The sequence below is a fragment of the Mammaliicoccus fleurettii genome (assembly GCF_002018435.1).
In the GTDB taxonomy this organism is placed as follows: Bacteria; Bacillota; Bacilli; order Staphylococcales; family Staphylococcaceae; genus Mammaliicoccus; species Mammaliicoccus fleurettii.
In genome coordinates this window covers 25,968-36,074 of sequence record NZ_MWJM01000019.1, presented here as the reverse complement: position 1 = coordinate 36,074, position 10,107 = coordinate 25,968, and the positions used below count along the sequence as shown (strand labels likewise).

General features: G+C 32.4%; 12 protein-coding genes and 1 rRNA gene. 12 read left to right on the top strand and 1 reads right to left on the bottom strand.

What is annotated here, in order from left to right; genetic code table 11:
* Nucleotides 1–91: 91 nt before the first annotated feature.
* From rrf to rsmI, 10 genes are all read left to right on the top strand, one after another.
* Nucleotides 92–206 (top strand): 5S ribosomal RNA (gene rrf / locus B2G86_RS11845).
* 194 nt (nucleotides 207–400) lie between these two features.
* Entirely contained in the window at nucleotides 401–1,744 is a 1,344-nt protein-coding gene (locus tag B2G86_RS11840; protein ID WP_088369011.1) for an aminotransferase class I/II-fold pyridoxal phosphate-dependent enzyme, read from the top strand.
* The gene (tmk, locus tag B2G86_RS11835) at nucleotides 1,745–2,365 is read left to right on the top strand and encodes a dTMP kinase (RefSeq protein WP_078358391.1); all 621 of its coding nucleotides are present in this window, start codon (nucleotides 1,745–1,747) and stop codon (nucleotides 2,363–2,365) included.
* 33 nt (nucleotides 2,366–2,398) lie between these two features.
* On the top strand, nucleotides 2,399–2,728 hold the full coding sequence (locus tag B2G86_RS11830) for a cyclic-di-AMP receptor (RefSeq protein ID WP_078358390.1): 330 nt from the start codon (nucleotides 2,399–2,401) through the stop codon (nucleotides 2,726–2,728).
* A gap of 52 nt (nucleotides 2,729–2,780) precedes the next feature.
* Nucleotides 2,781–3,707, top strand: coding sequence for a DNA polymerase III subunit delta' (locus B2G86_RS11825; protein ID WP_078358389.1), 927 nt, complete (start codon nucleotides 2,781–2,783; stop codon nucleotides 3,705–3,707).
* Between the two features lie 4 nt (nucleotides 3,708–3,711).
* Nucleotides 3,712–4,518, top strand: a complete 807-nt coding sequence (locus B2G86_RS11820; RefSeq protein WP_078358388.1) for a PSP1 domain-containing protein — start codon at nucleotides 3,712–3,714, stop codon at nucleotides 4,516–4,518.
* A gap of 14 nt (nucleotides 4,519–4,532) precedes the next feature.
* A complete protein-coding gene (gene yabA / locus B2G86_RS11815) occupies nucleotides 4,533–4,868 on the top strand; it encodes a DNA replication initiation control protein YabA (RefSeq protein ID WP_078358387.1) in 336 nt (111 codons plus the stop codon).
* Nucleotides 4,869–4,915: 47 nt separating this feature from the next.
* On the top strand, nucleotides 4,916–5,644 hold the full coding sequence (locus tag B2G86_RS11810) for a tRNA1(Val) (adenine(37)-N6)-methyltransferase (RefSeq protein ID WP_078358386.1): 729 nt from the start codon (nucleotides 4,916–4,918) through the stop codon (nucleotides 5,642–5,644).
* Nucleotides 5,637–5,885 carry a GIY-YIG nuclease family protein gene (locus B2G86_RS11805; protein WP_078358385.1) on the top strand — a complete coding sequence of 83 codons (249 nt, stop codon included), beginning with the start codon at nucleotides 5,637–5,639 and terminating at the stop codon, nucleotides 5,883–5,885. Before B2G86_RS11810 ends, B2G86_RS11805 begins: the two co-directional genes overlap by 8 nt.
* A gap of 1 nt (nucleotide 5,886) precedes the next feature.
* Complete coding sequence (rsmI, locus tag B2G86_RS11800) at nucleotides 5,887–6,729, top strand: 16S rRNA (cytidine(1402)-2'-O)-methyltransferase (RefSeq protein ID WP_078358384.1); 843 nt, start codon at nucleotides 5,887–5,889, stop codon at nucleotides 6,727–6,729.
* Between the two features lie 60 nt (nucleotides 6,730–6,789).
* Here the strand turns inward: rsmI and B2G86_RS11795 are convergent, their stop codons facing one another.
* Nucleotides 6,790–7,065 carry an AbrB/MazE/SpoVT family DNA-binding domain-containing protein gene (locus B2G86_RS11795; RefSeq protein WP_078358383.1) on the bottom strand — a complete coding sequence of 92 codons (276 nt, stop codon included), beginning with the start codon at nucleotides 7,063–7,065 and terminating at the stop codon, nucleotides 6,790–6,792.
* 233 nt (nucleotides 7,066–7,298) lie between these two features.
* Here B2G86_RS11795 and metG point away from each other — a divergent pair, with 233 nt between their 5' ends.
* Together metG and B2G86_RS11785 are read left to right on the top strand one after the other, a co-directional pair.
* On the top strand, nucleotides 7,299–9,293 hold the full coding sequence (gene metG / locus B2G86_RS11790; RefSeq protein WP_078358382.1) for a methionine--tRNA ligase: 1,995 nt from the start codon (nucleotides 7,299–7,301) through the stop codon (nucleotides 9,291–9,293).
* Nucleotides 9,294–9,314: 21 nt separating this feature from the next.
* Nucleotides 9,315–10,079 (top strand): TatD family hydrolase, encoded by a 765-nt coding sequence (locus B2G86_RS11785; RefSeq protein ID WP_078358381.1) that lies wholly within the window; start codon nucleotides 9,315–9,317, stop codon nucleotides 10,077–10,079.
* The last annotated feature ends 28 nt before the right edge of the window (nucleotides 10,080–10,107 follow it).

The following is a 10,107-nucleotide window of genomic DNA, read 5'->3' as shown; positions in this document are numbered from 1 at the left end:
TCAAAATTTTTAACTCGGTTTAACGCCGTAAAATCTGCTTACTATCTAGTTTTGAATGTGCAATACATTCTAATAGTGTTTTTACTATTTGTCTGGTGACGATAGCAAAGAGGTCACACCTGTTCCCATGCCGAACACAGAAGTTAAGCTCTTTAGCGCCGATGGTAGTTGGGCTTACGTTCCGCGAGAGTAGGACGTTGCCGGGCAAATATTTATAAATGGATGCGATGAGCCGCACTCGAGACCTGTTAGGTCTCTTTTTTTTGCAAATTTTTAAGATAGTTTGAAAGTAATACTATTTATACTGAAGAATAAGGCTTTTACATATCCTTTCTATCTAATGACGACTATGATAATCATTGATATAATGATGAAGAATATAAAATAAGAGGTAATTGTTATGAATATAAATGAACAGCTAAACTCTCTACAGAATAAGGATGCTATCTCTCTCCACGTTCCAGGTCATCATAACAACACGATAGGATATTTAAAAGAGTTGAATATGGCGATGGATATGACTGAAATAACTGGATTAGATGATTTACATCAACCTGAGGAATGTATTCAAGAAAGTATGTCTCAGCTAAACAGATACTCTGATTATAGTGGCCAGTATTTAGTAAATGGTACAACAGTTGGGATATTATCCGTTATTTATGGTGTACAACATTTACAAGGTGAAATACTTATTCCTAGAAATGCTCACAAATCAATATACAATGCATTAAATTTAACAAAACAAGATGCAAAATGGATGCCAATGACTGTTTCAGAGAAAACTGGGCAGTATAATGGTGTGAGTTCATTAGATAATCTTGATTTGTCTAATGTGAAGTTAGCTGTTTTTACATATCCAAATTATTATGGAGAAACATTTAATATTGAAGAGAGTATAAAAGTGTTAAAAAAACATCATATTCCTGTATTAGTAGATGAAGCTCATGGTGCTCATTTTGGTATAAGTCCATATTTTCCAAAATCCTCAATAGAGTTTGGGGCAGACATTGTTGTACAATCCTATCATAAAACATTACCAGCTTTGACAATGGGTTCTGTTATTTATATTAAAGAAGATTTAAGTTTAAAATCCAAAATTCAAGATTATTTAAAGATGCTGCAGACTTCCAGTCCATCATATTTAGTTATGTCAAGTTTAGAAAAGGCTGAACAGTTTTATAAAAAATATCATGACGAGATATTTAAAATGAATAGAAAAATATTAATAGATACTATGGAGCAAGTAGGATTTACGGTGGGGTGTCTAGAAGACCCTCTTAAATTAATTGTGTCTCATGATAAATTAACCGGATTTGAAGTGCAAAAAATATTCGAAGATTCAAACATCTATATTGAATTATGTCATAATCATTTTATTCTGTTGGTTCTACCATTGTGGCATCATTCGGATGAATTTCCTTTTGATCTATTAATAGAACGTATTAATCAATTCAAAATGAATTTTAAAAGTAAAGTAATAAAGAAAACATGCTTTAATTTACCGATACATTCGACTACTTACAAATATATTGATGTCGGTGATACGACAACAGTTGAGTTGCTTCAATCAGTAGGGAAAATTTCTGCTGTTGATGTTGTTCCATATCCACCAGGTGTACCAGTTATTTTAAAGGGAGAATATATTACCAAAGAAATCATAGATTCTCTGTTACAATGGCTTGATAAAGGTGGTAGAGTGGAAGGTATAAAAAACATGAAAATTAGCGTAAAGGATGAACAATAAATGGGTCAATTTATAACATTTGAAGGGCCAGAAGGTTCTGGGAAAACAACAGTTATACATAAAGTTTTTGAGATGCTAGAAGATGATTATGATATATTGCTTACGAGAGAACCAGGTGGTATCAAAATAAGCGAAGCTATTAGAAATCTATTGTTAGACAGTGATGATGAAATGGATGAAAGAACAGAAGCATTATTATTTGCAGCTGCGAGAAGACAACATTTAGTAGAGAAAATTTTACCTCAATTAAATAAAGATGGCATCGTACTTTGTGATCGTTTTGTTGATAGTTCGTTAAGTTATCAAGGTTACGCTCGTGAAATTGGGGTAGAAGAAGTTAAGGCAATTAATGAATTTGCTATTGAGAGCCGTTATCCAGATTTGACTTTATATTTTGATGTACCTGCTGAAATTGGATTAAACAGAATTAAAGATAATCAGCGTGAGGCTAATCGTCTTGATAAAGAAAAAATTGAATTTCATCATAAAGTAACAGATGGTTACAAAAAATTGATTGCTGAGTATCCAGATAGAATTAAAGTTATTGATGCAACTCAACCATTAGAAAAGGTTATAGAAGAAGCGTATTTCATGATAGTAAAATTTCTGAAACAAGTTTAAAATATGATATAATATATAAAGAGGTGTTTAGTTATGAAAATGATAATAGCGATTGTCCAAGATCAAGATAGTCAAAACTTGTCAGAAGCACTTATAGAAAAGGATTTTAGGGCCACTAAACTTGCAACAACAGGTGGGTTTTTAAGAGCCGGAAATACAACATTTTTATGCGGTGTTAAAGATGAACGTGTAGATGAATTATTACGTGTAATCGATGGAACTTGTGGTAATCGTGAACAACTTGTTTCACCTATCACACCAATGGGCGGTAGTGCGGATTCTTATATTCCATACCCAGTAGAAGTTGAAGTAGGTGGCGCGACAGTATTCGTTATGCCAATTGAACAATTCCATCAATTTTAAGAACTGATTAGCTGCCGTTTGTGCAGCTTTTTTATTGCAAGGAGCGTAAAAAATGCAATTAACAAAAGAAATTGATCATTTATTAAGTGCTAAACAGTTATCTCATGCTTATTTATTTGAAGGAGATAACATGTTTGAAATGAAGTCTACAGCTATGTATTTTGCAGAACAGATATTATGTGATGCTGAACAAGCTTGTATTTCAAAAGTTCAAAGTTTTAACCACCCGGATTTCGTATATATACAAACAGATGAAACGACTATAAAGAAACAACAAATAGAAGAATTATTAAGAAAAATGAATCAAAAGCCAATAGAAAGTCAATATAAAGTTTACATTATTGAAGCTTTTGATAAACTAACAGTACAGGGTGAAAATAGTATATTGAAATTTTTGGAAGAACCACCTCCAAATACGATTGCCTTGTTGCTTACAACTAAGAAAGATCAAATATTACCAACAATACATTCAAGATGCCAACTTGTTCATTTTAAACCAGCATCGAAAGAAAATTATATAGAAGAATTAAAACTGTCTGGTATTTCTTCTGCGATTGCACATACACTTAGCTTTATTACTTCAGATAAAGAAGAAGCCATTTCACTAACTGAAGAGCAATCGTTTACACAACTAAGAAAATCAGTAACTAAATTAGCGGAATTAATGGTAAAAGATAAACAAATGGCGTTGATATATTTGATCGAATGCACAAAAATTGCTAATACACGTCCTTTACAGCAATTATTTTTAAATAGTTTAAATACTTATTTTCAAGATATATTACATGCTAAAATACAACTAGATGTAATTAAAGCATATCCAGATTTAGAAGTAGAAATTGCAGAAATAAGTAAATATTTATCATTGAATGATATCTCGAATTATATACAAGTTATTACGGAAGCTAACCGCAAACTAGCTCAAAACGTGAATGCAACGTTAGTGTTAGAACAAATGGTTATAAATGGGAAGAGGTGATAGAATGTATGAAATAATAGGTGTTCAATTTCAAGTAGCTGGGAAAAAAGAATATTTCTCACCTAATGGGGAACGTTTTAAGGAAAATGATTTAGTAGTAGTAGAGTCTAAACGTGGGATTGAACTGGGCCAAGTTAAACTAACTAACCGCCATGTTGGAAAAGACGATGTTGTCTTACCTCTTAAAGAAGTTATTCGACATGCTACTGAAGAAGATGTGCAGAAGTATCAAGATAATCTAAAAGACGCAGAAGATGCATTGTCACTGTGTAAAGAACTTGTTAAAAATCATGAGTTAAACATGAGACTTGTAAACTGTGAATACACATTAGATAAAAGCAAAGTTATTTTCAATTTTACTGCGGATGATAGAATAGATTTTAGAACACTAGTTAAATCATTAGCTTATGAATTAAAGACACGTATTGAATTAAGACAAATCGGTGTCAGAGATGAAGCGAAATTATTAGGTGGAATTGGACCATGTGGTCGTTCTCATTGTTGTTCAACATTTTTAGGTGATTTTGAGCCAGTTTCAATTAAAATGGCTAAAGATCAAAATCTATCTCTAAATCCAACTAAAATATCAGGTGCATGTGGTAGATTAATGTGTTGTTTAAAATATGAAAATGACTATTATGAAGATGTGAGAAATGAATTACCTGATGTTGGTACAACTGTTGTTACGCCTGAGGGTGATGGTAAAGTGGTAGGATTGAATATTTTAGATATAACTATGCAAGTTAAAGTGAAAGGTTTCGAACAACTTTTTGATTATAAACTTGATGAATTACTTGAAGTCCATTCATAAGGGAGGATTATATTGTGAATAGGGACGAGTTGTTTGAAACGATTATGACACTAGAAAATGAACTTAAACAAATTAATGACCACATGGAAAAGTTGAAAAACCAGGCAGTGGAATTAGTTGAAGATAATGTTGCGCTTCAGATGGAAAATGATAGCTTGAAGAGAGTAATTGAATCTAATGAAGCGCCACAACAGAAAAAAACAAACAAAAAAACAAAGCCACTTCAAAGCAGAGACAATTTCGCTATGTTATATCATGAAGGATTTCACATTTGTCGTGGAGAATTATTTGGTAAACATAGACAAGGACAAGATTGTTTATTTTGTTTAGAAGTGCTAAATAGAGACTAAATGAATCAGGCATTTAATATGCCTGATTTTTTAAATGAGGTGTTTTAATGCTTAATTCAGGAGAAAGACTCGACCAATTATTAAGAGAGAAGTATGAAATTATTCAAAATGATGAAGTGTTTTCATTCTCAACTGATGCGTTGTTATTAGGAGAATTTACTAGCGTACGTAATAAAGATAAAGTAATGGATTTATGCACAGGTAACGGTATCATTCCATTGTTATTAGCTTATAAATCTCAATCAACAATTAAAGGTATAGAAATTCAAGAAGCGTTAGTAGAAATGGCTCAAAGAACATTACGTCATAATCAACTTGAAGATCAAATTTCGATTGAACATATGGATTTAAAAAATGTATCGAATACATATATGCCTTCTACATTTGATGTAGTGACAGTTAATCCACCATATTTTAAAGAAAATCAGCAAATGCAACATCAAAAGGAAGCACATAAAATAGCTAGACATGAAATATTGTGTACGCTTGAGGATGTCGTAAAAGCGAGTAAGCATTTATTGAAACAAGGTGGTAAATTGGTGATGGTTCATAGGGCAGAAAGACTGATGGATGTCTTAAGTCTGTATAGACAATATAATATTGAACCTAAAAGATTAAGAATGGTTTACAGTACGCCGAAAAAGACAGAAGCAGTCACGATATTAGTTGAAGGTCGAAGTGGTGGTCAGGTTGGCTTAAAAGTAGAACAACCGTTTTATATCTATGATGCAAATGGTGAATATTCAGCAGAAATGAAGGCTGTCTATTATGGATAAACATTATACATATATATTAGAATGTAAGGATCATACACTATATACTGGATATACAACAGATTTGGAAAGAAGATTGAAAGTTCATAACGATGGAAAAGGTGCTAAATATACAAGGATTAGACGTCCTGTTAAGCTTGTATATCATGAAATATTTGATAATAAGTCAGAAGCATTGAAAAGAGAATATGCACTTAAGCAATTAACTAGAAAGCAAAAACTAGCACTTATAAAGGATGAGTAATATGTCTATATTATATTTAGTGGGAACGCCAATTGGAAATTTAGAAGATATCACATATCGCGCGGTAAGGACTTTAACTGAAGTGGATTATATTTTTTGTGAAGATACACGTGTGACAGCTAAACTTTGCCAACATTATCAAATACAAACACCTTTAAAGTCTTATCATGAACATAATAAAGATAAGTCTTCAGAACAAATTTTAAGACTGTTAGAAGAGGGTAAGCAAATTGCATTAGTTTCTGATGCAGGCTGTCCTTGTATTAGTGACCCTGGATACGAACTTGTGAATCAAGTGAGAGAGCAAGATTTCCGAGTTGAAACAATTCCGGGACCAAACGCTGCAATAACAGCATTGATGACAAGTGGACTTCCATCTTACAAATTTGTATTTCTGGGTTTTTTACCAAGGCATGCTAAAGAAAAACATGAAGTCCTTCAAAAATGGATGAGTAGAGAATCGACATCTATGATTTACGAATCTCCTTATAGAATTAAACAAACTGTAAGAGCCATTGCTGAGATAGACCCTGAACGAAAAGTAGCAATAGGAAGAGAACTCACTAAAAAGTTTGAACAAGTTGAAACGAATCAAATAGAAGTGATAGAACAAATGTTAGAAGAAGAGAAGATTCCACAAAAAGGCGAATTCGTTATTTTGATTGAAGGAATAGATGAATCTAGTCAAGAGACTCATTGGTGGGAAGGCATGGATTTAAATCAGCATGTCGAAATTTATATAAAAGAACATGATATGAAATCTAAGGATGCTATAAAACAAGTATCTGTTGATAGAAAGATGAAAAAAAGAGATGTATATGAGTCTTATCATGTCGAAAAATAAAAAAGGAAAATTTAAAGTACGGTGTACTTTAAATTTTCCTTTTTTAATATGGACCTTTTATTATTTTGATTTGTTTTCAATCTCGTTAATTAATTGCTGAGCGCCTTCTTTACTTAAGACGATTTTACCATCAGCTAATACAAAATTTTCCTCTGAAACATCGCCAGTAACTTGACATGTCATGTTAGGTGAATATTTCTTTAAAATAATTTTATCATCATCAGTATAAATCTCCAAAGCATCTTTCTCAGCGATGTCTAATATGCGTCGTAATTCGATTGGAATTACTACACGGCCTAGTTCATCTACTTTACGCACGATTCCAGTTGATTTCATCATTTTACCTCCGTTTAATAAAACCATAATTATCTAATTCGACATTCATTCGACAATTATATAAATAGTATACTAATATGAATTCAAGGAAATGTCAATAATACAATATATTGCAAGCGTTTAATTTTTCAAATAAAAAACAATTCATGAAGCCCTTACTATAATAGGGGAATATTGAAAAAATGCTTAATTTTCGGTATATTATATAGATAAGATATTAGGAGGAAACGCCGATGACGAAAGAAACTTTTTACATTACGACGCCGATTTATTATCCGAGCGGGAATTTACACATAGGTCATGCGTATACAACGGTTGCTGGTGATGTAATTGCAAGATATAAACGATTACAAGGTTATGACGTTCATTATTTAACAGGTACAGATGAACACGGACAAAAAATTCAAGAGAAAGCTAAAGAAGCAGGCTTATCTGAAATAGAATATTTAAATGGCATCATTGAAAGTATCCAATCTTTATGGAAAAAATTAGACATTTCAAATGATGATTTTATTCGTACTACTGAAGAAAGACATAAACAAGTTGTTGAAAAAGTTTTCGAAAAATTATTAGCACAAGGCGACATTTATTTAGGAGAGTATGAAGGTTGGTACTCTATACCAGATGAGACTTATTATACTGAAACACAACTTGTCGATCCAGTATATGAAGATGGGAAAATTGTCGGAGGTAAAAGTCCTGATTCTGGTCATGAGGTAGAACTAGTTAAAGAAGAAAGTTATTTCTTTAAATTGGATAACTATTCTGATAGATTATTGAAGTTCTTTGATGAAAATCCAGATTTCATTTTGCCGATTTCTCGTAAAAATGAAATGATTAATAACTTTATTAAACCTGGTCTTGAAGATTTAGCTATTTCTAGAACTACTTTTGATTGGGGTATTAAAGTGCCATCTAATCCTAAACACGTTGTATATGTTTGGATTGACGCGCTAGTGAACTATATTTCTGCGCTTGGTTACTTATCTGATGACGATGAGCTATTCAAAAAATACTGGCCAGCCGATGTGCATTTAATGGCTAAAGAAATCGTTCGTTTCCATTCGATCATATGGCCGATTCTATTAATGGCGTTAGACTTACCGCTGCCAAAACGAGAATTTGCTCATGGTTGGATTTTAATGAAAGATGGCAAGATGAGTAAATCTAAAGGTAATGTTGTTGATCCTAATGTATTAATTGATAAATATGGATTAGATGCTACAAGATATTACTTAATGAGAGAGTTACCATTTGGAGCAGATGGTGTATTCACACCTGAAGCATTTGTTGAAAGAACGAATTATGATTTAGCAAATGATTTAGGTAATTTAGTTAACCGTACGATTGCAATGGTTAATAAATACTTTAATGGTGTTCTTCCTAAATACAAAGGTAAACTACATCCGCTTGATGAAGAAATAGAACAAATGGCCTTAGACATAAAAGATAATTTCTATTCATCTATGGAAAATATGCAGTTTTCAGTTGCTTTAGCTGAAATATGGAAATTAATTAGTCGTACAAATAAATATATAGATGAAACGACGCCATGGGTGCTTGCTAAAGATGAAAATGAACGAGAAATGTTAGAAAATGTAATGATTCACTTAGTAGAGAACATTAGATTTGCTGCTGTATTATTACGTCCGTTCTTAACTCACGCACCATATGAAATTTTCCGCCAATTAAACTTGGAAAAAGGTAAACTTGATACATTTGAAAGTATCGAAACTTACGGTGCTATAGATCAAGACATAAAAGTAATTGATAAACCAGAACCTATTTTCCCGAGATTAGATGTTGAGCAAGAAGTTGCTTACATTAAAGATTCTATGCAGGGTGGTACTTCAACTGAACCAGAAGAAGAGGCAGAACCTGAAGTAGAAGAAGTAAATGCTAAACCTGAAATCACGATAGATCAATTTGATAAAGTAGAAATCAAAGCAGCAACAGTTACAGAAGCTGATTATGTAAAAAAATCAGATAAATTGTTAAAAATTAAAGTTGATTTAGGATTCGAAAAAAGACAAATTGTTTCAGGAATAGCTGAATTTTATAAACCTGAAGATATCGTAGGTAAAAAGGTTGCAGTAGTAACAAATTTAAAACCTGTAAAATTACGTGGTGAACTATCAGAAGGTATGATTTTATCTGCCGAAAAAGACGGTACACTTACATTAGTAAGCTTACCTAATGCGATACAAAACGGATCTATCATTAAGTAAAGAATTGGAAGGATGGTTCGAATGCTAATAGATACACATGTCCATTTAAATGCCGACCAATATGACGAGGATTTACAAGAAGTTATAGACAGAGCATTAGAAGAAGGTATCGATAGAATGTTCGTTGTTGGATTTGATACAAAAACAATCGAAAGAACAATGAAACTGATTGACCAATACAATTTTATTTATGGAATTATTGGTTGGCATCCTGTCGATGCGATTGACTGTACAGAAGAACGTTTAGAGTGGATTGAAGAGCTTTCTAAGCATCCAAAAATTATTGGTATAGGTGAAATGGGGCTAGATTATCATTGGGATAAATCACCTAAGGATATTCAAAAAGAAGTATTTAGAAAGCAAATAGCATTAGCTAAACGCGTGCAACTACCTATTATTATTCATAACAGAGAAGCGACTCAAGATTGTGTAGACATTTTAAGGGAAGAAAGTGCAAGTGAAGTTGGCGGTATTATGCATAGCTTCAGTGGTTCAAATGAAATAGCTGATGAAATATTAAAAATGAATTTTTATGTTTCATTAGGTGGACCAGTTACCTTTAAAAATGCTAAACAACCTAAAGAAGTAGCTCAACATGTACCTTTAGATAGATTGTTAGTTGAAACGGATGCGCCTTTCTTATCACCTCATCCTTATAGAGGAAAGAGAAATGAACCAGCGCGCGTTAAACTTGTTGCTGAGCAAATCGCTGAACTACGAGGACTTTCATATGAAGAAGTTTGTGAAGCAACTACAAAAAATGCTGAAAGATTATTTAAATTATAAAATAAGATGCCCCAAAACGGTTGTTTTG

Excerpts from the sequence above, each read along its gene's own strand:
- B2G86_RS11840 (WP_088369011.1), top strand. The coding sequence starts at position 401 with ATGAATATAAATGAACAGCTAAACTCTCTACAGAATAAGGATGCTATC.
- B2G86_RS11830 (WP_078358390.1), top strand. The coding sequence starts at position 2,399 with ATGAAAATGATAATAGCGATTGTCCAAGATCAAGATAGTCAAAACTTG.
- tmk (WP_078358391.1), top strand. The coding sequence starts at position 1,745 with ATGGGTCAATTTATAACATTTGAAGGGCCAGAAGGTTCTGGGAAAACA.
- rsmI (WP_078358384.1), top strand. The coding sequence starts at position 5,887 with ATGTCTATATTATATTTAGTGGGAACGCCAATTGGAAATTTAGAAGAT.
- B2G86_RS11805 (WP_078358385.1), top strand. The coding sequence starts at position 5,637 with ATGGATAAACATTATACATATATATTAGAATGTAAGGATCATACACTA.
- B2G86_RS11785 (WP_078358381.1), top strand. The coding sequence starts at position 9,315 with ATGCTAATAGATACACATGTCCATTTAAATGCCGACCAATATGACGAG.
- B2G86_RS11825 (WP_078358389.1), top strand. The coding sequence starts at position 2,781 with ATGCAATTAACAAAAGAAATTGATCATTTATTAAGTGCTAAACAGTTA.
- B2G86_RS11820 (WP_078358388.1), top strand. The coding sequence starts at position 3,712 with ATGTATGAAATAATAGGTGTTCAATTTCAAGTAGCTGGGAAAAAAGAA.
- metG (WP_078358382.1), top strand. The coding sequence starts at position 7,299 with ATGACGAAAGAAACTTTTTACATTACGACGCCGATTTATTATCCGAGC.
- B2G86_RS11810 (WP_078358386.1), top strand. The coding sequence starts at position 4,916 with ATGCTTAATTCAGGAGAAAGACTCGACCAATTATTAAGAGAGAAGTAT.
- B2G86_RS11795 (WP_078358383.1), bottom strand. The coding sequence starts at position 7,065 with ATGAAATCAACTGGAATCGTGCGTAAAGTAGATGAACTAGGCCGTGTA.